Here is a 26,941-nt window from a genome sequence, read left to right as displayed (position 1 = left end):
GGACCAACCTTTCGGTTGGCCCGGCCGGCCTTCAAAATGGCCGTCATTGCGGTGCATTTCGCACCGCGCCGGCCCTGCGCGGAAGGTAAGAGATTCGAACTCTTGGTACGGGGTTACCGCACACTGGTTTTCAAGACCAGCTCCTTCGGCCGCTCGGACAACCTTCCCTAACTAGTAGTGTTTCATAGGCAGTTGGCTCCAACAAAAACCGCCGCGTGGCAGTTGTCGCCGGTGCACAGTATTTTTGGGGCAGGAATCAGCTAGAAATCGGGAGTTCGCCATGAAAGCCGTCTTTATCTCGGAGCCCGGCGGGCCGGAAGTGCTGGAAATCCGCGAGGTGCCGGCTCCCGAGCCGGGCCAGGGCGAGGTCCTCATCGATGTTGTGGCAGCGGGCCTTAACCGCGCCGACGTCCAGCAGCGGAGGGGCTACTACCCGCCCCCGCCGGGTGCTTCGGAGATCCCCGGGCTGGAGGTTTCCGGCAGGATCGCGGGCTTCGGCCCCGGCGTCACCAAGCCGTTTTCCATCGGGGACAAGGTGGTGGCGCTGCTGTCCGGGGGCGGCTACGCGCAGCAGGTCGCGGTGCCCTCGGAACAGGTGCTGAGGATTCCCGACGGCGTGGACCTGGTTACCGCTGCGGCCCTGCCTGAGGTGGCGGCCACCGTCTACTCAAACCTGGTCATGACCGCGCAGCTGCAGCCGGGGGAGACGGTCCTGATCCACGGCGCCACGGGAGGCATCGGCACCATGGCCATCCAGCTGGCCAAGGCCCTGGGTGCCACCGTGGCTGCCACCGCGGGGACCGACGAAAAAGTCAGTACCGCCAAGGCGTTCCTTGGTGCGGACATCGCCATCAACTATGCAGAGGAAGACTTCGCCGAGAGCCTCCGCGCCCAAAACGGGGGCAAGGGAGCCGACGTCATCCTGGACGTTGTGGGCGCCAAGTACCTGCAGAAGAATGTTGATGCGCTGGCGGATTACGGCCGGCTCATCGTCATCGGGCTGCAGGGCGGCGCCAAGGGGGAACTGGACCTCGGCCAACTGCTGCGCAAACGCGCGGCCATCGTGGCCACGGCGCTCCGGCCCCGCCCGGCCGCGGAGAAGGGCGTCATCATGACGGCGGTCCGGGACTCCGTTTGGCCCCTCGTCGCTGATGGCCGGATCCACCCGCTGGTGGCCAAGACCTTTCCGCTGGACCAGGCCAGGGCGGCTCACAGGTACTTCGACTCCGGCGAGCACGTGGGCAAGGTCCTGCTGGTGATGTAACGCCGCAGCGGGACGATAGATACTCAGTATTGCGATAGCCCGAAAGACCGGCTAGGCTCTGAACATACGCGGTATGCACGCGTCTTGGGGGCGCGTGCATGCCGCCGACTTCCAGCCAAGGAGCCAGATGTCCATCCGCCACAGCCTCCTCGCCCTCCTGCAGGACCAGCCGCGTTACGGCTACCAGCTCAGGGTCGAATTCGAAGACCGCACCGGCTCCACCTGGCCGCTGAACATCGGGCAGGTCTACACCACCCTCGACCGGCTGGAACGTGACGGCCTGGTCAGCAACGACGGCGGCGACGGCGAAGGCCACGTCGTATACAGCATCACCGCAGCCGGCAGGGCCGAGGTGCAGGGCTGGTTTGCGACGCCGGTGGAGCGCAGCAACCCGCCGCGGAACGAGCTCGCCATCAAGCTGGCGCTCGCGGTCACCTTGCCCGGGGTGGACGTGGCAGCCATCATCCAGGCCCAGCGCGCCGCTTCCATGCGCGCCCTCCAGGACTACACGAAGTCCCGCCGGGACACCGCCGCCAACCAGCGGGCGGCGGACACGGCCTGGCTGCTGGTGCTGGATTCGCTGATCTTCCAGACGGAGGCAGAGGTCCGCTGGCTGGACCTGTGCGAGGCCCGGATGGTGCAGCTGGCACAGGCCTCCGGGACGCGCAGCCAGGCACGCAAACCGTCCAACGGGGTCACTGTGGAAGAGGCTGCCCCGCTCACGGCGGAGAACCGCCGGTGAGTGTGCAGGGGCCGCAGCAGGTCCTCGAGCTCGCCAAGGTCAGCAGGACGTTCGGGCAGGGAGCGACGGCCGTTGCCGCCCTCCGGGATGTGGACCTCACGGTCAACGCCGGGGAATTCGTTGCGGTGATGGGGCCGTCCGGATCCGGAAAATCATCCCTGCTGGCGCTGGCCGGCGGACTGGACCGGCCGACGTCGGGCGGTGTCTTTGTGGAGTCAACGCCACTGGCAGGACTGGGGCTGAACGCGCTGGCACGGCTCCGCCGCCGGGCCGTTGGCTACGTCTTCCAGGACTTCAACCTGGTGCCCACACTGTCGGCCGCGGAAAATGTCGCCCTGCCGCTCGAGCTCGACGGCGTGCCGGCCAGGAAAGCGCACCGGCAGGCACTGGACGCCCTGCGGCAGGTGGGGATCCCGGAGCTGGCGAACCGGTTCATGGATGAAATGTCCGGCGGGCAGCAACAGCGCGTGGCCATCGCACGCGCCATCGTGGGGAGCCGCCGGCTGATCCTCGCCGACGAACCCACCGGCGCGCTGGATTCCACCACCGGCCACGGCGTGATGGAGGTGCTCCGCTCCCGGGCCGACGATGGCGCCGCCGTCATGCTGGTCACGCACGAGGCACGCCATGCGGCGTGGGCGGACCGCGTGGTGTTTATCCGCGACGGCCGGATCGTGGACGAGGCAGCGGCCATGCACGATCCCGCAATTCTCCTGGCACCGGCCGGCTGAGATGGCCCTTGACGTTGCGCCCGTGCCGCACGGCCGCTGGCACAGTTTCCGCCTTGCCCTCCGGATGGCGCGCCGGGACATCAGCCGGCACCGAGGCCGCTCTCTGCTGATCATCCTCCTGATCCTGCTGCCCGTTGCCGGCATGACCGGTGCCGCGGCGCTGGCGCAAAGCACGCAGGAAACGCCGGCGGAGCGGGTGCAGTACCAGCTGGGGAACACGCAGGCGCGGTTCCGGAGCATGCCCGCCTCCAACGCCGAGACGGTACAGGACCCCGTGGTCGAGACGGCAACCATGACGCGGAACTTCACCGTCGATCGGGACTTCAGACCGCGGAATCCGCGGGCTGCCATCCCCGCCGGCTACGAAGTCCTGACCGAAACGCAGCTGACGCTCACGGTCAGGGCCGGCGGGTCCCGTGCCGGCGCGTCCGGTGGCGGCACGTCCGACGTCCCGGTGATGGCCAAGGCCGTTGACGCCCTGAACCCCGCCTTCACCGGCAAATACACTCTTCTGGAGGGCCGGCAGGCCGCCGCTGATGACGAAATCCTCGTCTCACCGGGCGCGCTGGAACGCTTCGGGATCGGTCTCGGGGAGAGGCTGACGACGGCGGACGGCACCTTCGCCGTCGTCGGCACCCTCCGGGATGCCACCTACTCGGACGGCAACCCCATCCTGTTCCTCAGGCCCGGCCAGGCGGCGATGGACGGTCCTGCCGCGCAGCGGGGTCCGCTCGGTGAAACGATGTACTACCTCGTGGGTCCAACACCCGTGACATGGGACCAGATCCGTGACCTGAACAGGTCCGGCATTGCCGTGCTCTCCCGGAGCGTCGCCCTCGATCCGCCACAGGCCGCGGCGGGCGGCGCGGCCGGTGCCGGCTCCGCCATGCCCGCCGCCGGTTACGTTACCGGCGTGCTGTTCGGGGCACTTGCCCTGCTCGAAGTGGGGCTCCTGGCCGGCGCAGCCTTTGCAGTGGGCGCCAAGCGCCAGGTCCGCGAGCTCGCCCTGCTGGCCGCCAGCGGCGCCGAAGCACCCACGGTCCGGGCAGTGGTGACCGCCGCAGGGCTGTGGCTTGGGACCATCGCCGTGGTTGCCGGGGCCGTGCTGGGCGCCGGCGGGGCCGCCGCGGTGGTGGCGGCAGCCAGGCACCTGGGCTCAGTCCGCTTTCCCGGTTTCCACCTGGACATCCTGCCCACCGCCGCTGCTATGGCCATGGGCCTGCTGGCCTGTTTCCTGGCCGCGGTGGTTCCTGCCCGGCAGGTTGCGCGGCAGGCGGTGCTGGGCGCCCTGAAGTCCGGCCGCGCACCGGCTGGTTCGGGGCCCTGGCCGGCACGCGTGGGAGCCCTTCTGCTGGGTGTGGCCGTTATCTGCCTGGCGGCCGGGCGGACCTTGGGACTGACCGGTGACCTGGACGCCGTCGCTGCCCGTACCCCGCTGGTCGCGGCTTTGCTTACCGGCGGCGCGGTCATGGCGGTGATGGCCCTGGTGCTGCTCACCGGGACGTTCGTGAAAATCCTGACCGCACGCACCGCCTGGCTGCCGCTGCCACTGCGGATGGCCGCCCGTGACTCTGCCAGGAACCGGAGCCGCACTGTGCCCGCCGTGGCGGCAGTCCTTGCCGCCGCCACGCTGGCCAGTGCCGCGATGGTCCTCTCCGCCAGCCAGATGGAGGAGGCGAAGCGCACGCACATGTGGGCCGCGCAGGAAAACCAGGTTTCGCTGCCGCTGGAAACCGCGCCTGTCCAGTCTCCGGGGGCGGCGCCCGCCCCGGACATTGACCCGGCCGGCGTAGCCGCGGCGCTGCAGCGGGAGCTCAGCACCGTGCAGTGGACGCAGGTCCTGAAGGGCCCGGTGCTGAGCAAGTGCGACATGCAGGCTTCGGCCGACGGATCCCTTCCCGCCAGCAACGCCGGCGTGGACTGCCGGCAATACAAGCTGGCCGTGCCTGCCGGCCACGAATGCCCGGCAACGCCGCAGGGCCGCGTCCTGGACGGGCAGGACTGGCGCTGCAACGGCTCGATGTTCCCCGCCGGCACCTCCGGCCAGCTTCCGCAGCTGGTGGTTGGCGGCGTCGACGAGCTGCGCGCACTGCTGGGACGGGAACCCAGCCCTGCAGCGGTGGACGCATTGAACAGCGGCGGAATGGTGGTCAGCAATCCTGTCTTCGAGAAAGACGGGAAAACCACCCTCCAGTCCTACGACGTGCGCCAGTCTGTTCCCGGCCCCGGATCCGTCGCTGCCCGCAAGCCCCTGAGCAACACAGAGCTGCCGGCAGTCGTGGATGCGCCGGACGTTCCGGTCCCCTTCTACGGTGTGCTTCCGCCGGAGACCGCGTCCAGGCTGGGCATCCGCGTCGGCAACTCCGTTCTGCTCGCCCAGCTGTCCGCGTACCCGCAAGCCGCTGAACAGGACAGGGCGTCGGCGGCACTGGCACAGGTGTACCGGATCCAGGCGATGGGTTTCTACGTAGAGCCGGGAGCGGACCGAACCGGGTCCGAACTCCTGTGGCTGATCGTTGGCACCAGCGCACTCATCACGCTCAGCGCGGCCGGCATCACCACGGGCCTGGCGCTCGCCGATGCCCGTGCAGACCACATGACGCTCGCGGGGGTTGGTGCGCCGCCGCGCCTGCGGAAGGCGCTGGCCGGTGCGCAGTCGCTCATGACCGCGTCCCTTGGCACCTCGCTGGGAGTGGCCGCCGGGGTGGTGCCCGCAGTTCTGCTCATCGGCGCCACCCGGATGTTTGCAGAGCCGGTCGTCCCGTGGATGCCGCTGCTGGCCCTGCTCGTTGCAGTGCCGCTGACCGGCAGCGCACTGGCCTGGGTCTTCGCGCGTGCCCACCTGCCCGTGTCCCGGCGGAGCTCCGGCACCTGATAGCCGGCCGGCACCCCGCCACTCACCGCAGCACCGGGACCGCTGGGCGATTCCCCCGGCAGCGCTCCGCAAATGGCCGCGATTGCAGCCCTGCCCGTTGGTAGGGTGCCCGTGGCACACTCCGTGCCAGCTGGGAATCTCAAGGAGGAGACATGGGCACCATGCCTGAGGACGGGACCCGAACGGCGGCCGAGGACCTGAACCCCGCCGCCGACGAAGGGCTGCCGCCGGCGTCTGTTGATGACGCGGTCCGCGACGCCGAGGAGCGCAGATGGACCCCGGCGAAGGTCGCCACCTGGGTAGCCATCGCACTCCTGGGCGGCGTGGCCTGGTTCATGCTGGCAATCGTCAGGGGCGAAACAGTCAACGCCATCTGGTTCGTGTTTGCCTCGGTGTGCACCTACCTGATCGGCTACCGCTTCTACTCGAAGGTCATTGAGCGGTATCTGCTGAAGCCCGATGACCGCCGCGCCACGCCTGCGGAGTACAAGGCCGACGGCAAGGACTACGTCCGCACGGACCGCAACGTCCTCTTCGGGCACCACTTCGCCGCCATCGCAGGGGCCGGCCCGCTCGTGGGACCCGTTATCGCGGCCCAGATGGGGTACCTCCCCGGCACCATCTGGATCATCATCGGCGTCGTCCTTGCAGGAGCCGTCCAGGACTACCTGGTGATGTTCTTCTCCATGCGCCGTGGCGGCCGTTCCCTCGGCCAGATGGCGCGTGAGGAACTTGGTGTCATCGGCGGCACGGCCGCCCTCGTGGCCACTTTGCTCATCATGGTGATCATCGTCGCGATCCTGGCGCTCGTCGTCGTGAACGCCCTGGGGGAGAGCCCCTGGGGCGTGTTCTCCGTGGGCATGACCATCCCAATCGCGCTCTTCATGGGCGTCTACCTGCGGTACCTGCGTCCGGGCAAGGTCATGGAGGTCTCCATCATCGGCTTCGTGCTGCTCATGGCGGCCATCATCGGCGGCGGCGCCGTTGCAGGCACGGAATGGGGCGCCGCGTTCTTCCACCTCGACAAGGTCACCATCGCGTGGGGTCTGATCGTCTACGGTTTCATCGCCGCCATCCTGCCCGTGTGGCTCCTGCTTGCGCCGCGCGACTACCTCTCGACGTTCATGAAGATCGGCGTGATTGCGATGCTCGCCGTGGCCATCATCGTCGTTCGGCCCGAAATCACCGTTCCCGCCTTCAGCGAGTTCGCGGGCCGCGAGAACGGTCCGGTCTTCTCCGGCGCCCTGTTCCCGTTCCTGTTCGTCACCATCGCCTGCGGCGCGCTGTCCGGCTTCCACGCCCTGATCTCCTCCGGCACCACGCCGAAGCTCATCGAGAAGGAGCGGCAGACCCGCTTCATCGGGTATGGCGGCATGCTGATGGAATCATTCGTGGCCATCATGGCGCTTGTCGCGGCCATTTCCATCGACCGCGGAATTTACTTCGCGATGAACGCCCCCGCGGCGCTGACCGGGGGAACCGTGGAGACGGCCGCCCAGTGGGTCAACGGACTCGGCCTGGCCGGCGTCAACATCACTCCCGACGTTCTGGCCCAGACCGCCTCGAACGTGGGCGAGGAAAGCATCGTCTCGCGCTCCGGCGGCGCTCCCACCCTGGCCGTGGGCCTTGCCCACATCATGCAGCAGTTCATCGGCGGCACCGGAATGATGGCCTTCTGGTACCACTTCGCCATCATGTTTGAAGCGCTGTTCATCCTCACCGCGGTCGACGCCGGAACACGCGTTGCGCGGTTCATGCTGCAGGATTCGATCGGTAACTTTGCCCCGAAGTTCAGGGAGGCGTCCTGGCGGCCCGGCGCGTGGCTTTGCACGGCCATCATGGTGGTCGCCTGGGGCGCGGTGCTGCTGATGGGCGTCACCGACCCACTGGGCGGCATCAACACCCTGTTCCCGCTGTTCGGCATCGCCAACCAGTTGCTGGCCGCGATCGCCCTGGCGGTGTGCATGGCCATCGCGGCGAAGCGCGGCTCCTTCAAATACCTGTGGATTGTTGCCGTGCCGCTGGCCTTCACCGCCGTCGTCACCATCACGGCAAGCATCCACAAGATCTTCTCCACCGTCCCGGCGGTGGGGTACTTCGCCAACAACGCCGCCTTCAGCAAGGCCCTGGCCGACGGGAAGGCCTCCTTCGGCACCGCCAAGACTGCGGCGGCCATGGACGCGGTGGTCCGCAACACGATGATCCAAGGCTGGCTGTCCGTCATTTTCGTGGTCCTGAGCATCATTGTGATGGTCACCGCGGTGGTGGCTACCGTGAAGGCCTTCCGGAACACGACGGCCGGGGTCCCCAACGTCAACAACGAGGACCGGCCACGTCCCTCGCGTGTCTATGCGCCCGCCGGGCTGATCCCGACCGCCGCCGAACGCGAGCTCATGGCGGAGTGGAACAATGTGCCCGCGGACCTGCGAGTTGAGCGGGCGGGCCACCACTGATGACTGCCGCAGCCGGACGGGTTGGCCTGCATCGGGTGGCCCAGGCCTTCCGTGGCGTCGCTAAGTATCTGCAGGGGGTCATGGGGGCTGACGCCTACCGGAAGTACCTCGAGCACCATGCGGCGGCCGGCCATGGCACGCCGCCCATGGACGAGCGCGCGTTCTGGCGGGACCGGACGGACCGTCAGGACACCAACCCGCAGGGCAGGTGCTGCTGACCATGGCTGTTCTGCCGGCCGGAATCGCTGTCCGCAGGATCGGGCCGGCGGATGCCGGCGCGCTCGTCGCGCTGGCAGCTGCTGACAATCTCTTTGACGAGGAACCGGGAACGGCGCCGTCGGGGGAACTGAACCCCGACGGCGCCCGGGACTTCCTCGCGGACCCCTCGGTTCTCTTCTGGTTGGCGGAGGCCGGGGGACAGACGGTGGGTTTCCTCCACTGCTGCATCCAGCGGCGCCGGACGCCCGGCCCCTGGGCGGAGCTGCTGCTGATGGAGATGGGCACCCACGCCGAATGGCGCCGCCGGGGCATCGGCCGGGCACTGATGACGGAGATGGAGGCCTGGATGAGGCGCAATGGAGTGGCGGAGGTGTGGGTTCCGGCCAACACGTACGCCGTCGGCTTCTACCGCAAATGCGGTTTCGCTGCTGACGAAGGCGAAATCCTGGTCAAGGAGCTTCATTGACTGGACTCGGCATTCCGGGCCCGTGAGAGTATGAACGCATGAGCGATCCCGAAGACACTCAACCCACCCGGACGGCGGAGGACGAGGAGCCGGTGGAGGGCACCACCCTGGACGCGGGGCCCGCTGATCGCCCCGCCGAGGCGGAGAAGTCGAAGGCCGCCAACTTGCAGGACCTCGTGGATGAACCCGCCAAGGTCATGCGGATCGGCACCATGATCCGGCAGCTGCTGGAAGAGGTGAAATCCGCACCCTTGGACGACGCCGCCCGGGGCCGCCTGGCGGAGATCCACGAACGCTCCATCAAAGAGCTTGAAGACGGCCTGGCGCCGGAACTGGTGCAGGAGCTGGAACGGATCAGCCTGCCCTTCCCGGACAACGCCACGCCCTCGGACGCCGAACTGCGGATCGCCCAGGCCCAGCTGGTGGGCTGGCTGGAGGGACTGTTCCACGGCATCCAGACGGCGATCGCCGCCCAGCACGCAGCCCGGGAGCACACCCTTGCCCAGATGCAGCTCCGGCAGCTTCCGCCGGGCACCGTCATTGCGCCCGGCGTCGTCATCGGTGAAAACGGCGAGCCGCAGCGTGCCAAGGCACCCCAGGCCGGCGCCGACCCGCTGCACCCGGGCCGCAAGGAAGACCCCGACCACGGCCCCGGCCAGTATTTGTAGGCCTCTTTGGGATTTTTCACGGCCGCCCGGCAAGGGCGGAAAGACGACGCTGAACTCGGCAAGGGCTTGTGGCGCCGCGCCCATGACCGGTTCCACCGCGGACTGGACCGGTACCACCAGGTGCTCGAGGGCGTGGACGACGACCAGCTTTACGGAGAGCTGGTGGAGATAGCCAACCAGCTGGCCGGGCTTTCCGGACGCGTCCGGGAGATCTGCGTTGAGGCGCAGCGGCGGTCGCCCAGCGACGGTCTGGATATTCCGCATAGCCTGTCAGGCGTTCACCGCTCGCTGTCCAAGGCAGGCAACTCGCTGGCCGCCACAGCCGAAGCGGCCGCGATGCTGCGCCTCGCCGTGGGACCGGTGCCCGTTGGCGCGGCCTCTGTCTGGCGCCGGGCGGAGACTGTTTTCGAGCAGGTGGCCGACGCCGAGCGGCGGCTCGCGGAGTCCTGAGCGGCGGTATTATCCTGCTGCCGAAATATTCCCCGTGACGCGCCGTTACGCGGCTAGCTTAGCTTCGTCATATTCCGTGCGATTCACGTTTGATTGTTGGCAGGATGGACAAATGACTTCTTCACCAACACTGACATTCAATGACGGCAACACCATTCCCCAGCTGGGCTACGGGGTATGGCAGGTTGAAGACGACGTAGCCGAGAAGGTTGTCTTCCAGGCGTTCCAGGCCGGGTTCCGCCACATCGACACCGCCAAGATCTACGGCAACGAATCCGGCGTCGGCCGGGCGATTGCCAGCTCCGGCCTGTCGCCGGAGGAAACCTTCATCACCACCAAGCTCTGGAACGCCGACCAGGGTTACGAATCAACGCTTGCCGCGTTCGAGGAGTCACTGGAGCGCCTGGGCCTTGAAACCCTCGACCTCTACCTGATCCACTGGCTCCAGCCCAAGCAGGACAAGTACGTGGACACCTGGAAGGCGCTGATCGAGCTTCAGAAGCGCGGCAAGGTCAAGTCCATCGGCGTCTCCAACTTCACCACCGAAGGCCTGCAGCGGATCATCGACGAGACCGGCGTGGTTCCGGCCATCAACCAGGTGGAACTGCACCCATACTTCAACCAGTCGGACCTGCGGGAATTCAACGCCTCCCGCGGCATCCTGACCCAGGCCTGGTCTCCGCTGGGACAGGGCGGTGAGCTCCTGTCGGATCCGGTCATTGCAGGCATCGCACAGAAGCACGACGCCACTCCGGCGCAGGTGGTCATCGCATGGCACCTCGCCATCGGAAACGTCGTCATCCCCAAGTCCGTCACCGAGTCCAGGATCCGTGAGAACTTTGACGCCCTGAACGTCACGCTGGACGCCGGGGACGTTGAGGCCATCAATGGACTGGACCGCACCTCGGAAGGAAGCGGCCGGATCGGCCCGGACCCGGCAGTTTCCGACTTCGCCTAATTCCCAGCGGCCCGCTGAGAGGCCCTGCCCGCGTCCGCTCAAGCGGACGGGGCGGGGCCTCTTCGTTTGGACCCCCCCCGCTGCTTAGCCCCGTTGCTAACCCCGGCCGCTCAGCCCCGTTGATCAGCCGCGGCTGTTCACGCTAGGCCGGGCAGGCTTTGCCGGCATCAGGCGGCGAGCTGTTCCTGCCGGACTGGGACGGCGTCGACGGTGGCCCAGCCGTCCTCGCCAGTAATGCTGTGGCTGGCGAAGCGCTCTGCCGCCGCCGCGGTGTCGAAGACCTCGGTGCGGACCCGGCCGCAGTCGGCGTCGAAGTACGTTACGTGGAATTCCTGATTAATCTCCATGGCTCCATCGTGCAACCGGGGTCTGACATTTTTGGCAGTTCAGTCCGGCGTGTTGCGGAGCCGGAGCACACGTTCCTTCGCCAGCACCGCGGACCGCTCGCTTTTCTCCGCTGCCCGGGCGTACTGCTTCGCCTCAGCGGCGGCTGTCTCGCGTTCCTTGCGCGCGGCATCGAGTGAGAGCTCCAAGGCCCGGACCCGCTGCCGGGCCTCGTTGACTTCGGCTGTGAGCCGGACGAAGTCTGCTGCGGCCTCCTCCTGGACGTGGGCGCGGCGCGCTGCCTCGACTGCGGCGTCAGCAGCCGTTTCCTCCGCCTCCGCCAGCGCTGCCTCGGCCTTCTCCAGCAGGGACGGCGTGACGGGGCGGCGAGCGGTACGGACGGCCTGGAGGCGCGGCTTTTCGTGCCCGACGGCGACGGCGTCGGTGTCCGCCCGGGAAGCGGCTTCCGGCGGCTGGGTCCGTGCGTTCCTGCTGGTCGGAGCCTTTGCGGCGGATGGTTCCTGCCGACGGCCCTTCGGTGCCCCAACGGCCGGGCTCTGCGTTCCGCCTGCTGGGCGCTGTGCTTCAGTGGGCCGCTGCGCTTCGGTGGGCCGCTGGGTCGGAAGCCGCCGCGGCGGCAGCTTGCCGAGGGCGGACGGAACCGCCACGGCGTCGCTGAGATCAACCTGGTCAACGCCGTCGGCGGACAGCCCGCGGAGGAGCAAACCGCTTTCGACGGCGGCGGCGGCCGCCAGATCCGCGGTGGCGGCCCGCAGTGTCTCTTCCACTTCGGTGGCAACTGCGCCGCTCACCTTCCGGCCCTGCTTTTCAGCGGCGAGCCGAGCTTCACCCACAACGGTGCCGAGGAGCTTCCGCCGTTCCTTGGCAAGCTCCCTCAGGGCCGCGGCATCGAGTGAAGCCTGGGCCTCCTGCATAGTCTGTCCGAGAGTCCTGAGCTGCTGAACGGCGTCGGGGCCGTGGTGCGCCAGCATGTTGACGGTCCAGGCGGCCACGGACGGCTTTGGCAGGCTCCGGATCGCCTGGGCAAGGGGCTTGCTGGATGCGGCAGCATCCTTGGCGGCAGCAGTGCGCGCGGCGATGAACTCGTCGAAGGGAAGCGCGTACAAGGCCTGGGCGGCGCGCTCCAGTTCCTCCTCCATGACAGCCATCATATGTATCGGTGGGCAGGTTTCTGCATGCCCTCCTACCCGGCGGCGCTCCGGCGGGAGCCGCGGCCGGGCTCCGCCCTGGCGGGCGGCCAGCCTCTAGTGGGCGGTCAGCCTGCTGCGCGGGCGATTTTGCCACCTGTCCAGCAGATGGTGGTACATCCTCAGGACAGTTTTGTAGAGGCCAACGGCCATTGCATTGATGAGTAGAACGATCACCTGCACGGCGCCGGCCCCAAGCAGAAGCAGGCCAAGAACAGCGAGCGCCGGCAGAAACATGAGAAAAACGGCTATAGCAACGGCGATATAGCCGAGGGCGTAGCTGACGATTGTCGCCTGGTCCACTGGAATCCCACCACAACCAGATCAAGAACTCCGGATGCTGCGATCCCCTCCGCAGCTAGGGTGATGTGGTCCCCGGCTGCTCCTGCGGCCGGGGACCACTTAGCGGGAATAGGATCCGCACGCTAATGATGCTGCACCTGCACACTATGCGCTGTGGCGTTCTCTGAAAGCTCTTCGCCCAATAAGCAGCTTGGCGTGTACCGGTCTCCCGTCCCGGTCCATGAGGCGTTGACTTGCTGCCGGGGGACCCCTCCTTGACTCAGTTTCCGATGCTGGCTGATACCGATTTTTATAGCACCGCCCCACAGGACTGACAAGAGAATTTTCGGGGCACGGGCATCGGGTGCTTGCCAGCTACTAAGCATGCTGATTAACTCATCAATATAGCCGGTGCCACACCCGCGGTACCTGTCTGGTGGAAAGGAAAGTGCGTCATGGGAATTCTTGGATTTCTCCTGCTCGGTCTGATTGCCGGGGCCATTGCAAAAGCCATTCTTCCCGGGAGGCAGGGCGGCGGTTGGATAGTCACCCTCGTCTTGGGCGTCGTCGGGGCCATCCTCGGCGGCTGGATCGGTTCGCTGATCTTCGGCGGCGGCCTGGGTGACTTCTTCGACCTCAGGACCTGGCTGTTGTCCATCCTCGGAGCCGTCATTGTGTTGCTGATTTACGGCGCCGTCACTCGCAGAAGCCGGGTCTAACCTGTTCGGGTGCCGGGTCTGAACAACGGAGTGGCATCCTTCTGAACCGTGTGCGGATGGGCATCGTCTAAAAAGATATCCATCCGGACAGCTCAAGATTTCATTGCATTGGGATCTGCAGGTGGGGCCGGCCAAAGTAAGGGTCGGCCCCACTGGTATCTGCGCCTCCGCGGCCAAGCAGGGACGCAGGAAGTGAAGATACCGGCCGGGGGAACAGTATCGATCGGTAGAACAGTCGGGGGAAAGGGCTCGCGGCCGGATAGGAGGTGCACGTGACATACGCTTCGGAGGATTGGACGATACGCCGCCAGGTAATGGACGTCATCGTCGATGTACTTTCTGCGGTTGCCACTGGCCCCGACGTTCGCAGCAGCCTGTTGCGCCACCTCGAGGAAAACCCGGGCAATCCGGAAGAGGCCCTGCTGGCCCACCTGTCCGACCGGAACATCGCCGACGACGTCGCGTAGCGACTTCCGGCCGAAACAAGGGACCGTTACCGCCGCGCCCGGAGTGCACCGCGCAGCGCAAACCCGACGGCACATACCAGCGGTAGAAGGCAAGCCGTCATAGACAGGGGATTTGGACGGAAAGTCAGCCGGCCGCCGTCGTGGGTATACACACCCAGGGGGAAGACGAATCCGCCTCCTCCACCGCCGGAACCCGCTCCCTCCGGATCGCCGCCCTCCGTGCCGCCGCCAAACCCGAAAGAGACCAGCGCAACGGGAACGATCTCTGTCCCGCCGAGCCGGACCGGATCCCCATAGGCTCTGGAAACGCCTACATTTCTGAAGGTTTCACTGAGTGACTTCATTGCGTCTGCCATGGCCCCACTCTAGGTGACGTGTAGCAAAGCGAACTGGTACCGCAGGCAGCCCCCTGGAGGCTGCAGCCAATTCGGGAATCCGAAACCTCCGCACTTATCAATTCACGCAGTGAAAATTGCAGTAAATTTTCTCCATCGAAGGGCTGATCCGTCAGTTTGGCCCCTACGATGGGGTCGTCTCGTAACTCAGAACCCGTGGGGGGAAATCCATGAGCTATCAGCAATATCCGCAGCAGGCCTACCAAGCGGGCGCCGGCGAACCGCCGCTCTGGGCACCGTACTACGGGGCGCCCTTTCCGGTGGCAGTCCGCCGGTTCTTCAAGAAGTACGCCACGTTCTCTGGCCGGGCCAGCCGGAGTGAGTACTGGTGGTGGGCGCTCGTCGCGATCGTGGTCAGCATCGTCATCAACATCGTCACGGCTGCTGGGGGCGCAGGGGGAGCAACCGTAACTGCCGACGGTACGGCTGTGCCCGGTCCGGGTGCCACGGTTGGACTCATCCTGGCCATCATCTGGGGTCTGGCCACCATTGTGCCTTCCCTGGCCCTGACTGCACGGCGCCTGCACGACGTGAACCTGAGCGGCTGGTTTGTGCTGCTGGTTCTGGTGCCGTTCCTTGGAGCCATAGCGCTGCTGGTCCTGACCATCCTGCCGTCTAAGCCCGAAGGGCAGCGGTTCGACGCGCCGACTGCCTGAACGGAGACGGCCTTGCCGTAAGGAACCCGCCGACGACGGATCACCTGACCGTCCCGGCGGGTTCCTTTTGCCCTGTGAAGGGCAGCGGACTGCCAGTCGGGGCATTGACGTCGGCTTTGTGAAGGCCTATGTTATCGATTGTCGTTATTAACGAGTTTCGATACCTGGGGGATTGATGAACGCTACCAAATACGACATTCCGGCGACAGGCTGGAAGAGGATCGTCTCCAGGGCGGATGCGCTTTTTCTGATGGTTGCCTCGGCGGCCGCAGGTGTTCTGACGACCGCCATGACGGTGACAGGCATCGTTGATTCCTCTGCCGGGAAGGTGACCCTCACGCTTCCGGTGGCGACACCGCGCCAGATGGTGTCCGGATTGTCGCTGGGTGCTTCCGGACAGTACACGGCCCTGGACGCGACGATCCCTGTCCTTCCTCCCGGTCCCGCCGCACTGCTGGCTTGGGCGGGGGCCCTGAACCAGCTCGGCATTCTTGCCGTTCTGGCGCTGATTTTCCTGCTGGCCTACCGGCTTCGGAGCAAAATTCTCTTCACCCCTGGTTCTGCGTGGCTCGTTGGTGCAGGGGGAGCCGTCCTCGCTCTGGCCGGGACAGCGGGGCAGGTCCTCGATTCGATTGCCCGGAGCCGCCTGGCCGACCTCATTGGAGTAAACGGGCGCGTGGCGGGGGAGTACTACTTCTTCTCCTTGAACTTCAACGCCGCTCCGCTGGTGGTGGGCATCGCCCTGATTCTTGTTGCCGGCGTTTTCCAGTATGGCGGCAGGCTGCAAAAGGACACCGAGGGCCTGGTCTGATGCCGGCGGACGAAACCTCAGGAATCCATTGCCGGCTCGACGAGCTGCTGGCAGACCGCGGGATGACACTGACCGAACTGAGCAAACGGGTCGGCGTCAGCCTGGTGAATCTGTCGGTGCTGAAAAACGACAGGGCCAAAGCGATCAGGTTCTCCACCCTGACGGCTATCTGTGACACCTTGGGCTGCCAGGTCGGGGACCTTCTGGTCACCTCAGGCGGCACCGCCGGCTTGCCCTGATCCTGGCAACCTGCAGGGTCTGGACACAGGAAGCCACCGGACCTACCGTTCAGGTGGCGGTTGCTGTGGCAGAAGACGGCGACACCACCAATCACTGGGTTACGAAGGTCGGCGGCGTGAAACAGGCATTTGATAAGGAAATCGTGGACCAGGAACCGGATGACCGGATCGCCTGGCGCAGCACCGACGGCAAGTCCCTTGCCGGCATCATCAGGTTCACGCCCTTGGACGCCAATCACACCAAAGTGAAAGTCCACTTCGAATGGGCGCCGGAAACCGTTACTGAGAAAGCGGTCGCGGCCCTGAAGATCGACAAAATGCAGGTGAAGTCGGACATGCGCAAATTCAAGGACTTCGTCGAATCACGCGGCACCGAAACCGGTGGCTGGCGCGGCGAAGTCGAGGACAGCGGCCCCACCGGGCAGCTCTGACAGGCTCGGGCCGTGGACTTGTTGCATGAACAACAGATCCGCGGCCCGCGTACTTATGCGCCCGGATCGCCTTCACGCCGGCGTCTCGCCATCCTGGCCGCGACCTCCTTGGCGGCGGCGGTTCCTGCACTGGCGGCCTGCACCGCGCCGGAGCCACAGCAGTCTGCCGAGCCCCTGCCGATAACGGTGGAGGTAAACCAGTCGCGCGACCAGTACGGAAAACAGGCCATCCAGCTTCTGCTTACCAATGTGTCCGGCGGTTCGCTGACCGTTGCTGCGGCGCAGCTGAGGTCACCGCTGTTTCAAGGGGACATCCGGTGGGAGCCGGCTGGCGGCGGCCTCGAATTGCCTCCCGGCCAGCCCAAGAGTCTTCCGGCCCGGCTTCCGGCCCCGGTCTGCGGCCAGGACCAACCGGGCACGCCGCAGCCGGTCGCCACCGTGAGGTATTCGGAGCCCGGGCACGCCGGACTGCGGGAGGTGGCACCCGCCGCCGTCGACCCGTTCGGGGTCCTCGAGCGGAACAACCTGGAGTTGTGCCTCGCTGCGGAAGCTGCCGCGGTGGCGGACATCGTCCTGGACCGCAGCCTTGAGGTGGCCCCGGACTCCCGCACCGCCGTCGTCCGCCTGGTCATCACGCCGAAGGCAGCGGCCGGCGCCGGCAGGGACACAAGGACGATGACCATCGCGGGCATCGGCGGAACCACCCTGATTGCCGAGCCGGCGGAGGAACCGTGGCCGCGGAACGTCCGCATTGCGCAGGGCGCGCCACGTTTTGAACTGCGTTTGCGGATCCGCCCTGCCCGCTGCGATCCGCATGCTATCGCCGAGGACAAAGTGGGCACGCTGTTGCCCCTGCGGGTGAGTGTCGGAGGGCGTGAGGGGCAGGTGAAGATCGCGGCCGGCACAGTACTGCGCGGGCAGATCTACGACTTTGTGGCGGCGGCCTGCGCCCAGGGCTGACAGCGCAAGCCCGGGCCCACGGTGCCCGGACTTACTCGTCCGGGCGCGGCCGGCTGGCCAGGGCCTCCTGCAGTTCCGGTAGGTGAAGGTCGATGTCCCGCGCCACGACGGCAGCAGCGGCCAGGTCAGCGTCCACCAGGGCCTCCTCCAGTTGAGTGCACAGGTGACTCATCTGCAGGGCGCCAGCCATTGACGACGCCGTTCGGAGGCTGAGGGTGGCATCCATCGCCATCTCCCGGTGCCCGACGCCGATGCTCCGGATGATGCGGTCAACGCGCACTGTGAGGAGGGCCGTGTAGTTGTCCGCGAAAGCCTCGGCTGCCGCCGTCGAACAATCTTTCGCCAGATCCCGGAGGTGCTGCACGTCCAGGGTCGGCACGGGTGCCTCAGCCTGCGGCCGGTGTTTTTGCACCATCCGCCCCGTTTCTGGACCCGTCAGCAGCGTCGGGGCCCTTCCGCCAGATCCTGGCCAGCATGACGAAGACCACTACCGCGGGAGCCCCGTATGTCAGAGCCATCAGCACCGCCGGTTCGCGCAGTGCCTGGATCACGGTGCCAAGGTACGGGACTGTCGCGGCGTGGACGTCCACGGTGTCGCCCTCGAAGGTCGCCAGCCAGGGGTCGGCGTCGTCGTTCGCGTCGCCCTTGGTCCGCACGGTGGTGCTGCCGTCGCTGTTTCGGGTGAGCTCGACGATCCGGTGCGTCTCCACGCGCCGGTCCTGTACCGGGATCCTGTAGCTGATGATCTCGCCGGTCTTCAGGGAGTTGACCGGCGACGGTACGGTGACGACGACGTCCCCCGGGTTGATCGTCGGAGCCATGGAACCGGTGAGCGCAATGCTGCTCTGGTAGCCGAGGAAACTGGGGCCAACGGCCACGAAAAGAAAAGCCGCGACGGCCACGGCCAGCAGCACAGATCCAGCCGTGCGCACCAGCAGGCGGCCGGCCTTCAGCAGCAGCCGGCCTTTGTCGGGGACCACCGGCCCGGGCGCCTTGGCCGCCGGCGTTGCTGCTGCTGTCATGGCACACTGCCTTACGGGTGGGCCCCCTCCGCCGCGGTTCTGGGGCCAGACGACGGAGGGGACGTGTGTGGGTTATTTGTTGGCCGGGAGGGCTGGGTGCCGGTGAAGACCACGGCGGCGACGGCTCTGCCGGTGGCGGTGTTCAGGCTGCGGCCCATGACGGCGAACGTCCGTTCTATCAGGAGCCCGGCGTGCGGACTTCGTAACACCGGTCTTCCGTGCCGGTAACGAACACTCTGCCCGCACTGACTCAAGGACCCATCGAGGGTCGATCAATCTTGGCTCAAGAAAACCTGTCGCCAGGCTGGCTTTGCAGGGTTGGCCCGGGACGCAGACGCTGTCGGGGAGTACACCGCGGGTCCGTTCCCGGGTAAAGATTTACCGCCGCCGGGTGAAGCGGTACCTGCGCCGAGGGGCGGCGGAAGGTGTGCCCGGGGCCTGTCGGCGCCTGCGGGCGAAACCAGCAAAAAACCCCGTATCGCCGCCGAACGAGCGACAATACGGGGTTCTTCCCGAGCTTCCTATCAGAATCGAACTGATGACCTTTTCATTACGAGTGAAACGCTCTACCGACTGAGCTAAGGAAGCACCGCACCAATCAGCCGGGGAAACCGGCCGGTTCATGCAAGAGACAACTGTAATAGAGTCCCCGCGTCCGGGTCAAAATGAGCGCCCCGCAGGCTGCGATTGACGTTGGCGGGACGTTCATTCCGCCGTCGGATCCGGTTCAGGCCAACAACAGCAACGGCCGCGATGCTGGATCCAAACATGTGGCGCAGCATGCCTGCGCACCAGCGGCAAAGGAGCTCAACCATGACACCAGACAGCGCAATCTCAACCGGCAGCGTAGTTGGCACTGCCATCCCTACGAATGCGGTTACGAACGCGGATGCGGACGCGGCGGAGCAGGGCGTGCCCGTCCGGCTCGCGGTGCTGGCCATGGTGGGTACAACCGTGTACGACGGCGGCCTCATGGACCGCGCGATGTCCCGCACGCTGGTGGAACAGGGAGTTGCGGCCGGTTCGGCGGGCTTCGAAGGCATGCTGCGCTATGCGCGGGAGCGTTCCGGCATCTCGCGGATGACGGTTTTCGCCGAACTGTTCGAGGACCCGCAGGCGGCGGCCAGCGCCAACAAAAGGTTCGAGTTGAACTGCGACGAGCTTATTGCCGACGGCGGAGTCCGGGCCGTCCCGGGGGCGGAGGACACCATCGGGTGGCTCCGGGACGCCGGCATCAAGGTCTGCCTGGCCACCGGCTTCGGGCGCCACACGCAGAACATGGTGCTGGAATCCCTGGGCTGGATGGGCCTGGCGGACCTCAGCCTGTGCCCCGCGGACGCCGGCCGGGGCAGGCCGTTCCCGGACATGGTTCTGACGGCGGTCCTGGCCCTGGACATCGACGACGTCCGGAAAGTGGCTGTGGTGGGGGACTCCGCCGCGGACATCCATTCCGGTCTCCGCGCCGGGGCATCCGTTGCTGCCGGGGTGCTGACCGGATCTAACTCCGAGGCGTCGCTTCGCGGTGCCGGTGCCACCGACGTCCTGCCCTCCATCAAGGACCTTCCGGCACTCCTGGAGCGGCGGGCATCCCGGCACTGAGGCTCCAGCGCTGAAGTGCGCAGCAGCCGACTTTGCGGCTAACAGCAGCCCGGCCGCCGCGCCCGCCGCGCCCGCCACGGCCGCAGGGGTCAGCAGACGGTGTTGTCCGCAGGCTCCTTGCCATCCACGAGGTAGGTGTCCACGGCGTTGCTGATGCAGGTGTTGGAACGGCCGTAGGCGGTGTGCCCCTCGCCCTTGAAGGTCAGCAGGGACGCGTTGCCCAGCTGCTTCCGCAGTTCGCTGGCCCAGTCCACCGGCGTTGCCGGGTCGCCGGTGGTGCCGACGACGACGATCGGCGCGGAGCCGCTGTACTTGACGGCGGACGGTGTGCGGAGGTTCTTGTACGGCCAGTCCGCGCAGTTCGCCCCGCCGTAGGCGAAGAAGTAGCCGAGCGTGGGGGCGGCCTCGCGGAGCCGCTGCTCTTCGGCGCGCATGGCGGCCGGATCGCTGTTCATGGGGTAGTCCAGGCAGTTGATGGCACCGAAGGCCAGCGCCGTGTTGGACGAGTACTTGCCGTTGGGGGAGCGGTCCGCGCCAAGGTCGGCCAGGCGGAGCATGAGGCTGACGTCACCCTTCATGGCGGCGTCCAGTGCCTGGGTCAGGGCCGGCCAGCTCTCGTTGCCGTACAGCGGAACGACGAGGCCGCTGACGAAGGCGTTGCCGCCCACCAGCCTGCCGTCCTTGGCGGTGCGCGGAGTCTGGCTCACGGAAGTGATGAGGTCGCTGATCTGCTGAACGCCGTCGTCGACTGTGCCGCTCAGGGGACAGCCTTCCTCCCCCAGGCAATGCTCAACGTAGGCACGCAGCGCCTTTTCGAAGGCCCGGGCCTGGCCCAGCGTCAGGTCCTCGGCGCTGAGGGTGGGGTCGATGGCGCCGTCGAGGACCATGCGCCCCACGTTATCCGGGAACAGCGACGCGTACGTGGACCCGAGGAAGGTCCCGTAGGAGAAGCCCATGTAGTTCAGCTTGGAGTCGTTGAGTACGGCCCGCAGGACGTCGAGGTCCTTGGCCGCGCTGACGGTGTCGATGTGCCCGAGGACGGGCCCGGTCTGCTCCGCGCACTGGGCCGCGATGGCCTTGTTGTCGGCGCGAAGGGTCGCCAGCCCGGCATCGGTTTCCGGCGTGTAGATCTTCGCCCGGGCCTCGTCCCGTTCCTTGTCAGTGAGGCAGGTGACGGGCGCCGAACGCTTGACGCCGCGCGGATCGAAACCGACGAGGTCGTAGTTGGCGCGCACCTTCTCGGAGAAGTGGCTGGTGCCGGCGTCGCGGACGAAGTCGTAGCCGGACGCGCCCGGGCCGCCCGGGTTGACCAGGAGGCTGCCTTTCTTGTCGCCGGTGCTGGCGATCTTTACCGCGGCCAGTTCGATGCTGTCGCCGTCAGGCTTCGCGTAGTCGACGGGCACCTTGACCTTGGCGCACTGCATCTTGTCCTCGCAGGGCTCCCACGTGATCGTCTGCGAGTAAAAGGCTTTGAGTCCCGCCGGGGCGGCCGCCGCGATGGAGGGGTCGGCCTGTCCCGTGGAGCTGTTCCGGGAGGACTCATCCTTGGACAGGCCCAGGGCACTGCACGATGCCAGCAGTACGGCCAGCGCCATGGCGCCGGCCGCCCGCATCCCGGCCGCGAGGGTCCGGGGTCGCGAGGACAGAGGCGGTGCAGACATCATGCGGTTTCTCCTTGTGGGCGGCTTGTGGGCAGCGTCAGCTCGGTCAGGCAAATGGCGGTCGGTAGTGAGGCTACTGGATCAGGCTTGCGGCCATTGACTCTACGGCCAACAGCGGAGCGACGTTGGTGGTGGTGATCCGCTTGCGGGCGTTGTTGATGGCGTCCATCCGGGCGAGGGTCACTTCCGGCCCGGACTTTTGGGCAAACTCTTCCAGTTCGCTCCTCAGCTCAACGTTCACCAGCTCCACCGCGTTCCCCAGCTGGATGATCAGGACATCCCGGTAGAACGAGAGGAGGTCGGTCAGCGTCCGGTCCAGGGAATCGGTGACGGAACGCTTGGCGCGCCGCTTCTGATCGTCCTCCAGCTGCTTCACCTGGCTGCGCATGGCGGGCGGCAGGGTTCCGGTCTCGGGGGCGCCGAGGGTGGCCAACAGGGAGGCCCTTTCGGCGGCGTCACGCTCTTCGTTGGAGCTCGTGGCCTCTTCGGTGGCGATCTTCACGAGCTTGTCAGCCATCATCACGGCGGCCGTGATGCCCCGCAGCCCCAGGGGGAACCGGACGGTCTCCAGGCGCCGTTCCCGGGCCTCGGCGTCGCGGGCCAGGCGCCGGGCAATGCCAACGTGGCTCTGGGCCGCCCGGGCAGCACGCTCGGCAAGGGCAGGATCCACGCCGTCGCGCTTCACCAGGAGGGCAGCGACGTCGGCGGCAGGCGGCAGCCTCAGCGCCACCGCGCGGCACCGCGACCGGATGGTCACCAGGACGTCCGCGGGGGAGGGGGCGCACAGCATCCAGATGGTGCGTGGCGTGGGCTCCTCGATGGCCTTGAGCAGCACGTTGGTGGTGCGCTCGGCCATGCGGTCGGCGTCCTCCACCACGATGATCCGCCAGCGCGCCGAAGACGGCCGGTTGCCGGCTTTGGCCACGAGATCGCGGGCCTCGTCAATGGTGATAGTCACTTTTTCGGTACGGACAAAGGAAACGTCGGCGTGGGTTTCACCCAGGATGGTCAGGCATGCCGGGCAGGTGCCGCACCCGCGCAAGGTGACGTCGTCCTGGTCGCAGTTCAGTGCAGCGGCAAAGGCCTTGGCGGCGTTGGAGCGGCCGGAACCCGGGGGGCCGGTGAACAGCCAGGCGTGCGTGAGCCCCTCACCCATGGATGCCTGCCGCAGCTGGGCGACGACGGCTGGCTGCCCTTGCAGGTCATCCCAGACGGTCATGGCTGCGTGTCCGTTGATGCCAGGAGTGTTTCGACGCGCTCCAGGATCAGTCCCGCGATCTCCTCGACGGGGAGCCCCGCTTCAAGTACCAGGTAGCTCTCCGGCCTGGCCGCGGCGAGGTCCAGGAAAGCCTGGCGGATCCGGGCGTGAAACTCGTCGGCTTCTGATTCCAGCCGGTCCTCGGCAGCATCTCCGGCGGTGCGCCGGCTCCGTCCCTCGGCCGGGTGGACATCCAGGAGCACCGTCAGGTCCGGCTGCAACCCGGAGGTGGCCCACTCGTTGACGTTACGCACGGCGTGGGTGCCGAGGCCGCGGCCGGCGCCCTGGTAAGCCACCGAGGAATCGATGTAGCGGTCCGTCAGTACCACCTCACCGCGGGCCAGGGCCGGCCTGATGACCTGGCTGGCGTGCGCGGCCCGCGAGGCGGCGAAGATCAGGGCCTCGGTGTGGGCGTCAATGTGGCCGTGGCCGTGGTCCAGCACCAGGGACCGGAGTTTCTCGCCGATGGGTGTCCCGCCGGGTTCCCGGGTGCGCAGCACGGTGAGGCCGCGCGATTCCAGCGCGCCGGCCAGCCGGGCCGCCTGCGTCGACTTGCCGGCACCGTCACCGCCCTCGAAGGCGATGAAAAGTCCGGAACTCTGCATATTCACCTATCCAGCCTACCGATTTCCACCGACGAAAATGCCCGGTACCCGGTTCGATGCCTCGCCGGAAGCAGCCGCTTTCCCCGCAGGCAGGCAGCCAACGTACCCTGTGACCATGAGTCTTTCCGATCAGCATGCCGCCTCCCTGTCTGCCGAAACGGTGGTCGTGGCCGCCGGCCGTCCGCCCCGCGAGCACGATGCGCCGGTCAACCCGCCCATCGTGCTCTCCTCCACGTACTTCGGCACTGGCGCGCTGGACGACGGCGACAGGGGCTACGGCCGCTACTCCAATCCCACGTGGGACCCGTTCGAAGAGGCCCTGGGCCAGCTGGAGGGCGCCTCGCTGCCGGGGCTCCTTTACTCCTCCGGCCTGGCCGCCGTCAGCTCCGCACTCTCCCTCATCCCCAAGGGGGGTGTCCTGGTGATGCCATCCCACAGCTATTCGGGATCGCTGGTCATGGCAGCCGAGCTGGCAGAAAAGGGCTTCCTCGAACTCCGCACCGTGGACATCGCGGACACTGACGCGGTCAGGGCCCAGATTGCGCCGCAGGGCGGCAAAGCGGCGGACATGCTCTGGCTGGAAAGCCCCACCAACCCGATGCTCGGCATCGCGGACATCCGTGCCCTGACCCAGGCCGCGCACGACGCCGGCGCTGTGGTCGTCACTGACAACACCTTCTCCACCCCTTTGGTGCAGCAGCCGCTCAGCCTGGGATCCGACGTCGTTCTTCACTCGGTGACCAAGTACCTGGCCGGCCACTCCGACGTGGTGCTGGGCGCCCTGGTCACCTCGAACGTGGAACTGCGCGAAACCTTGCTTCACCACCGCATCATCCACGGCGGAATCGCCGGACCTTTCGAAGCGTGGCTGGCGCTGCGCGGGCTGCGGACCCTGGCCCTGCGGATCGAGCGTTCGCAGGCGTCGGCGGCGGTGCTCGCCGAGCGTCTGAGTGCGCACCCGGCCCTGGAGAGTGTGCGTTACCCTGGCCTCGTGTCGGACCCTGGCCACGATCTCGCCAAGTCGCAGATGACGGGTTTCGGTTCCATTCTGTGCGTCCAGGTCGCGGCTGCGGGTGGGCTCGGTGCCGCCGAAACCGCGGACAAGCTGGTCCGTGCACTTAACCTGTGGCTGCCGGCCACGTCCCTTGGCGGGGTTGAATCGCTCATTGAGCGGCGGCGCCGGCACGCCGCGGAACCCGCCAGCGTCCCCGAGAACCTGGTGCGGCTGAGCGTCGGCATCGAAAACGTCGAGGACCTCTGGGCCGATTTGAAGCAGGCGCTGGACGCGCTGGACCGATAGGCTGGGCTGGTGGACGGACGACTACTGATTTTCTACGTTGAGAACACGGTCTACTACATTCTGGGGCTGATTGCACTGGCCCTTGAGGTGTGGGCCTTCTTTGACTGCGTCCGCCACCGGCCCAACGCCTTCGAAGCTGTTGGCAAGCGCACCAAGACGTTCTGGCTGGCATTGACCGGCGGCAGCCTGGCTGTGGGAGCGCTGTCCGTGCTGGGCGGCGGGTCGGGCGGCCTCCTCGGCCCGCTTGGCCTGTTTGGCCTCGCAGCCGTGGTGGCGGCCTCTGTATACCTGGCCGATGTCCGGCCGGCCGTGAAGGACGCCGGCCGCGGCGGCAGCCGGAACATGGGTCCCTACGGCCCCTGGTGACGCCCGCCTGAGCGTGGGCCACGGTCGGTTGGCCTGGTGACCCGCGCTAGCCGGGTGCCACAGCTTCCCAGCCGACGGTAAGTTCCCCCAACCGCCAACGCGAGGGCCCGTCCTGCACCGGCCACCCGCCGTCGAGCAGCGCACGGCACATGGCCATCCACCGTTGCCGGTTGCCGAACGGCGCCAGCGGGGCCGACTCCAGCCAGGCCCGGTCCATCGCCTGCAGCAGCGTGTAAATGCGTTCGCCGGGAACGTTGCGGTGGATGAGCGCTTTGGGCAGGCGTTCGGCGATCCCGGACGGCAGCCCGAAGCTCCCGAACCGCACCGACATGGTGAGGCTGAGCGGGCGCTCGGGACCGAGGGCAATCCACGCGGAGCGGCGGCCAATCTCGTCGCACGTTCCGTCGATGAACAGGCCATCCGGGGCGAGCCGGCCATGCACCAGTTCCCAGATGCCGCGGACATCCGCTTCCTCGTACTGCCGCAGCACGTTGAACGCTCGCACAAACACCGGATTCCCGGGCACCGGAAGTTCGAATCCTCCGTTGTGGAAACTCAGGCCGGGGCGCTCCAGGGACTTCGCCGCGCGCACCCGCTCCGGTTCGATTTCGATCCCGCAGACGCGCACATCCGGCCGTACCGCCCGGAGCCGTTCAAAGAGTTCGACGGCGGTGGCAGGCGAGGCGCCGTAGCCCAGGTCCACCACGAGCGGGTCAGCGGCCCTCCGGAGCCGCCAGGCCTGCGGCCCCGCCAGCCACCGGTCCAGCCGGCGCATGCGGTTCGGGTTGGTGGTGCCGCGGGTCACGTTGCCCACCGGCTTGCCCCGGCTGCTCCGGTTGGTCACCACCCGCTCTGCTTTCTGCACCACCGTCCCAGCCTATCGGGGAGCCCCTTTCGGCGGCGCTGCCGCGTGATGTAACTCTCGGCACCCGTGGGCCGCGCTCGGCTAGGATGAAAATCATGACTTACAAGTTGATTCTGCTGCGCCACGGCCACAGCGATTGGAACGCCAAGAACCTGTTCACCGGCTGGGTGGACGTTGACCTGAACGATCAGGGCCGCGAGGAAGCAGCACGCGGTGGGGAACTTCTGGTTGAGAACAACATTCTCCCGGACATCCTCTACACGTCGCTCCTGAAGCGGGCCGTCAACACGGCCAACATCTCCCTGGACAAGGCTGACCGCGGCTGGATCCCCGTCAAGCGCGACTGGCGCCTGAACGAGCGCCACTACGGTGCACTGCAGGGCAAGGACAAGGCCCAGACCCTGGCCGAATTCGGCGAGGACCAGTTCATGCTGTGGCGCCGGTCCTACGACACCCCGCCGCCGCCCCTGGACGACAGCAGCGAGTTCTCCCAGTCCCGCGACCCGCGCTACGCGGACCTCGGCGACGACCTGCCCCGCACCGAGTGCCTCAAGGATGTCCTCATCCGCCTGCTCCCGTACTGGGAATCGGACATCAAGGAAGACCTGAAGGCCGGCAAGACCGTCCTGGTCACCGCCCACGGCAACTCCCTGCGCGCGCTGGTCAAGCACCTGGACGGCATCAGCGACGACGCCATCGCCAGCCTGAACATCCCCACCGGCATCCCGCTGGTCTACGACCTGGACGAGAACTTCCAGCCGATCACCCCCGGGGGCACCTACCTCGATCCTGAGGCAGCCGAGCAGGCCATCCTGGCCGTGGCCAACCAGGGCAAGAAGTAGCGCGCTGCTCGCCTCTGGTTGAACCTGCCGCCTCTGGTTGAACCTGCCGAAAACCAGGCTCCTACCCAAGCAGAAACGGACGACGCCGGCCGGTCACCTCAGGTG

At 67.1% G+C, this 26,941-nt stretch carries 30 protein-coding genes and 2 tRNA genes; 21 read left to right on the top strand and 11 right to left on the bottom strand.

Going from position 1 to position 26,941, the window contains the following annotated elements; all coding sequences use genetic code 11:
- Nucleotides 1-79 precede the first annotated feature (79 nt).
- Nucleotides 80-167 (bottom strand) — tRNA-Ser (locus ACFQ50_RS21520).
- Between the two features lie 113 nt (nt 168-280).
- Between ACFQ50_RS21520 and ACFQ50_RS21515 the strand changes: the two genes are divergently transcribed.
- The 10 genes from ACFQ50_RS21515 to ACFQ50_RS21470 all read left to right on the top strand — a co-directional run bounded on the left by ACFQ50_RS21515 (nt 281) and on the right by ACFQ50_RS21470 (nt 10,826).
- A complete protein-coding gene (locus tag ACFQ50_RS21515) occupies nt 281-1,264 on the top strand; it encodes an NAD(P)H-quinone oxidoreductase (RefSeq protein WP_377997656.1) in 984 nt (327 codons plus the stop codon).
- Nucleotides 1,265-1,391: 127 nt separating this feature from the next.
- Nucleotides 1,392-2,006, top strand: a complete 615-nt coding sequence (locus tag ACFQ50_RS21510) for a PadR family transcriptional regulator (protein WP_377997655.1) — start codon at nt 1,392-1,394, stop codon at nt 2,004-2,006.
- Nucleotides 2,003-2,737 (top strand): ABC transporter ATP-binding protein, encoded by a 735-nt coding sequence (locus ACFQ50_RS21505; RefSeq protein WP_377997654.1) that lies wholly within the window; start codon nt 2,003-2,005, stop codon nt 2,735-2,737. Before ACFQ50_RS21510 ends, ACFQ50_RS21505 begins: the two co-directional genes overlap by 4 nt.
- A 1-nt stretch (nt 2,738) precedes the next feature.
- Nucleotides 2,739-5,612, top strand: coding sequence for an FtsX-like permease family protein (locus ACFQ50_RS21500; RefSeq protein WP_377997653.1), 2,874 nt, complete (start codon nt 2,739-2,741; stop codon nt 5,610-5,612).
- A gap of 152 nt (nt 5,613-5,764) precedes the next feature.
- The gene (locus ACFQ50_RS21495) at nt 5,765-8,065 is read left to right on the top strand and encodes a carbon starvation CstA family protein (RefSeq protein ID WP_377997652.1); all 2,301 of its coding nucleotides are present in this window, start codon (nt 5,765-5,767) and stop codon (nt 8,063-8,065) included.
- On the top strand, nt 8,065-8,283 hold the full coding sequence (locus ACFQ50_RS21490) for a YbdD/YjiX family protein (protein ID WP_377997651.1): 219 nt from the start codon (nt 8,065-8,067) through the stop codon (nt 8,281-8,283). Before ACFQ50_RS21495 ends, ACFQ50_RS21490 begins: the two co-directional genes overlap by 1 nt.
- Before the next feature lie 2 nt (nt 8,284-8,285).
- The gene (locus tag ACFQ50_RS21485; protein ID WP_377997650.1) at nt 8,286-8,750 is read left to right on the top strand and encodes a GNAT family N-acetyltransferase; all 465 of its coding nucleotides are present in this window, start codon (nt 8,286-8,288) and stop codon (nt 8,748-8,750) included.
- Between the two features lie 38 nt (nt 8,751-8,788).
- Complete coding sequence (locus ACFQ50_RS21480; protein ID WP_377997649.1) at nt 8,789-9,418, top strand: bacterial proteasome activator family protein; 630 nt, start codon at nt 8,789-8,791, stop codon at nt 9,416-9,418.
- Nucleotides 9,419-9,424: 6 nt separating this feature from the next.
- Nucleotides 9,425-9,868: a hypothetical protein gene (locus ACFQ50_RS21475; RefSeq protein ID WP_377997648.1), complete on the top strand. Its 444-nt coding sequence runs from the start codon at nt 9,425-9,427 to the stop codon at nt 9,866-9,868.
- Between the two features lie 112 nt (nt 9,869-9,980).
- Complete coding sequence (locus tag ACFQ50_RS21470) at nt 9,981-10,826, top strand: aldo/keto reductase (protein WP_377997647.1); 846 nt, start codon at nt 9,981-9,983, stop codon at nt 10,824-10,826.
- A 167-nt stretch (nt 10,827-10,993) separates the two neighbouring features.
- Here the strand turns inward: ACFQ50_RS21470 and ACFQ50_RS21465 are convergent, their stop codons facing one another.
- From ACFQ50_RS21465 to ACFQ50_RS21455, 3 genes are all read right to left on the bottom strand, one after another.
- On the bottom strand, nt 10,994-11,173 hold the full coding sequence (locus tag ACFQ50_RS21465) for a hypothetical protein (protein WP_377997646.1): 180 nt from the start codon (nt 11,171-11,173) through the stop codon (nt 10,994-10,996).
- A gap of 39 nt (nt 11,174-11,212) precedes the next feature.
- Nucleotides 11,213-12,310 carry a hypothetical protein gene (locus ACFQ50_RS21460; RefSeq protein ID WP_377997645.1) on the bottom strand — a complete coding sequence of 366 codons (1,098 nt, stop codon included), beginning with the start codon at nt 12,308-12,310 and terminating at the stop codon, nt 11,213-11,215.
- Nucleotides 12,311-12,415: 105 nt separating this feature from the next.
- Nucleotides 12,416-12,661, bottom strand: coding sequence for a hypothetical protein (locus ACFQ50_RS21455; RefSeq protein WP_377997644.1), 246 nt, complete (start codon nt 12,659-12,661; stop codon nt 12,416-12,418).
- Between the two features lie 434 nt (nt 12,662-13,095).
- On the opposite strand from ACFQ50_RS21455, the gene ACFQ50_RS21450 reads away from it, so the two are divergent.
- From ACFQ50_RS21450 to ACFQ50_RS21420, 7 genes are all read left to right on the top strand, one after another.
- On the top strand, nt 13,096-13,359 hold the full coding sequence (locus ACFQ50_RS21450) for a GlsB/YeaQ/YmgE family stress response membrane protein (RefSeq protein ID WP_003801204.1): 264 nt from the start codon (nt 13,096-13,098) through the stop codon (nt 13,357-13,359).
- A 272-nt stretch (nt 13,360-13,631) separates the two neighbouring features.
- The gene (locus ACFQ50_RS21445) at nt 13,632-13,826 is read left to right on the top strand and encodes a hypothetical protein (RefSeq protein WP_377997643.1); all 195 of its coding nucleotides are present in this window, start codon (nt 13,632-13,634) and stop codon (nt 13,824-13,826) included.
- Between the two features lie 565 nt (nt 13,827-14,391).
- Entirely contained in the window at nt 14,392-14,877 is a 486-nt protein-coding gene (locus ACFQ50_RS21440; RefSeq protein ID WP_377997642.1) for a DUF805 domain-containing protein, read from the top strand.
- A 175-nt stretch (nt 14,878-15,052) separates the two neighbouring features.
- Nucleotides 15,053-15,688: a hypothetical protein gene (locus tag ACFQ50_RS21435; protein ID WP_377997641.1), complete on the top strand. Its 636-nt coding sequence runs from the start codon at nt 15,053-15,055 to the stop codon at nt 15,686-15,688.
- The gene (locus ACFQ50_RS21430) at nt 15,688-15,927 is read left to right on the top strand and encodes a helix-turn-helix domain-containing protein (RefSeq protein ID WP_377997640.1); all 240 of its coding nucleotides are present in this window, start codon (nt 15,688-15,690) and stop codon (nt 15,925-15,927) included. The genes ACFQ50_RS21435 and ACFQ50_RS21430 overlap by 1 nt, the downstream gene beginning before the upstream one ends.
- Nucleotides 15,928-15,992: 65 nt before the next feature.
- Nucleotides 15,993-16,358, top strand: a complete 366-nt coding sequence (locus tag ACFQ50_RS21425; RefSeq protein ID WP_377997639.1) for an SRPBCC family protein — start codon at nt 15,993-15,995, stop codon at nt 16,356-16,358.
- Nucleotides 16,359-16,370: 12 nt separating this feature from the next.
- Nucleotides 16,371-17,318 carry a hypothetical protein gene (locus tag ACFQ50_RS21420; RefSeq protein ID WP_377997638.1) on the top strand — a complete coding sequence of 316 codons (948 nt, stop codon included), beginning with the start codon at nt 16,371-16,373 and terminating at the stop codon, nt 17,316-17,318.
- A 31-nt stretch (nt 17,319-17,349) separates the two neighbouring features.
- On the opposite strand, the gene ACFQ50_RS21415 is transcribed toward ACFQ50_RS21420, so the two are convergent.
- The 3 genes from ACFQ50_RS21415 to ACFQ50_RS21405 form a co-directional block, all read right to left on the bottom strand.
- Nucleotides 17,350-17,697: a hypothetical protein gene (locus tag ACFQ50_RS21415; RefSeq protein ID WP_377997637.1), complete on the bottom strand. Its 348-nt coding sequence runs from the start codon at nt 17,695-17,697 to the stop codon at nt 17,350-17,352.
- Between the two features lie 7 nt (nt 17,698-17,704).
- Nucleotides 17,705-18,340 (bottom strand): signal peptidase I, encoded by a 636-nt coding sequence (locus ACFQ50_RS21410; protein ID WP_377997636.1) that lies wholly within the window; start codon nt 18,338-18,340, stop codon nt 17,705-17,707.
- Between the two features lie 515 nt (nt 18,341-18,855).
- Nucleotides 18,856-18,928 (bottom strand) — tRNA-Thr (locus ACFQ50_RS21405).
- A 225-nt stretch (nt 18,929-19,153) separates the two neighbouring features.
- Between ACFQ50_RS21405 and ACFQ50_RS21400 the strand changes: the two genes are divergently transcribed.
- On the top strand, nt 19,154-19,939 hold the full coding sequence (locus ACFQ50_RS21400; RefSeq protein ID WP_377997635.1) for an HAD family hydrolase: 786 nt from the start codon (nt 19,154-19,156) through the stop codon (nt 19,937-19,939).
- An 89-nt stretch (nt 19,940-20,028) separates the two neighbouring features.
- Here the strand turns inward: ACFQ50_RS21400 and ACFQ50_RS21395 are convergent, their stop codons facing one another.
- The 3 genes from ACFQ50_RS21395 to tmk form a co-directional block, all read right to left on the bottom strand.
- Nucleotides 20,029-21,600 carry an alpha/beta hydrolase gene (locus tag ACFQ50_RS21395; protein WP_377997634.1) on the bottom strand — a complete coding sequence of 524 codons (1,572 nt, stop codon included), beginning with the start codon at nt 21,598-21,600 and terminating at the stop codon, nt 20,029-20,031.
- A gap of 73 nt (nt 21,601-21,673) precedes the next feature.
- A complete protein-coding gene (locus ACFQ50_RS21390; RefSeq protein ID WP_377997633.1) occupies nt 21,674-22,819 on the bottom strand; it encodes a DNA polymerase III subunit delta' in 1,146 nt (381 codons plus the stop codon).
- The gene (gene tmk, locus ACFQ50_RS21385; protein ID WP_377997657.1) at nt 22,816-23,463 is read right to left on the bottom strand and encodes a dTMP kinase; all 648 of its coding nucleotides are present in this window, start codon (nt 23,461-23,463) and stop codon (nt 22,816-22,818) included. Before tmk ends, ACFQ50_RS21390 begins: the two co-directional genes overlap by 4 nt.
- A 115-nt stretch (nt 23,464-23,578) precedes the next feature.
- Between tmk and ACFQ50_RS21380 the strand changes: the two genes are divergently transcribed.
- Together ACFQ50_RS21380 and ACFQ50_RS21375 are read left to right on the top strand one after the other, a co-directional pair.
- Nucleotides 23,579-24,763 carry a trans-sulfuration enzyme family protein gene (locus tag ACFQ50_RS21380; RefSeq protein ID WP_377997632.1) on the top strand — a complete coding sequence of 395 codons (1,185 nt, stop codon included), beginning with the start codon at nt 23,579-23,581 and terminating at the stop codon, nt 24,761-24,763.
- Nucleotides 24,764-24,772: 9 nt separating this feature from the next.
- Nucleotides 24,773-25,129, top strand: a complete 357-nt coding sequence (locus ACFQ50_RS21375; protein WP_377997631.1) for a DUF2516 family protein — start codon at nt 24,773-24,775, stop codon at nt 25,127-25,129.
- A 46-nt stretch (nt 25,130-25,175) separates the two neighbouring features.
- Here the strand turns inward: ACFQ50_RS21375 and ACFQ50_RS21370 are convergent, their stop codons facing one another.
- A complete protein-coding gene (locus ACFQ50_RS21370) occupies nt 25,176-25,997 on the bottom strand; it encodes a class I SAM-dependent methyltransferase (protein WP_377997630.1) in 822 nt (273 codons plus the stop codon).
- 92 nt (nt 25,998-26,089) lie between these two features.
- On the opposite strand from ACFQ50_RS21370, the gene ACFQ50_RS21365 reads away from it, so the two are divergent.
- Nucleotides 26,090-26,836, top strand: coding sequence for a phosphoglyceromutase (locus tag ACFQ50_RS21365; protein ID WP_377997629.1), 747 nt, complete (start codon nt 26,090-26,092; stop codon nt 26,834-26,836).
- Nucleotides 26,837-26,941 lie beyond the last annotated feature (105 nt).

This window comes from Arthrobacter sp. NPDC056493, assembly GCF_042795115.1.
Classification (GTDB): Bacteria; Actinomycetota; Actinomycetes; order Actinomycetales; family Micrococcaceae; genus Arthrobacter.
The sequence above is the reverse complement of the archived record's forward strand: the minus strand, read 5'-3'. Positions and strand labels throughout refer to the sequence as shown.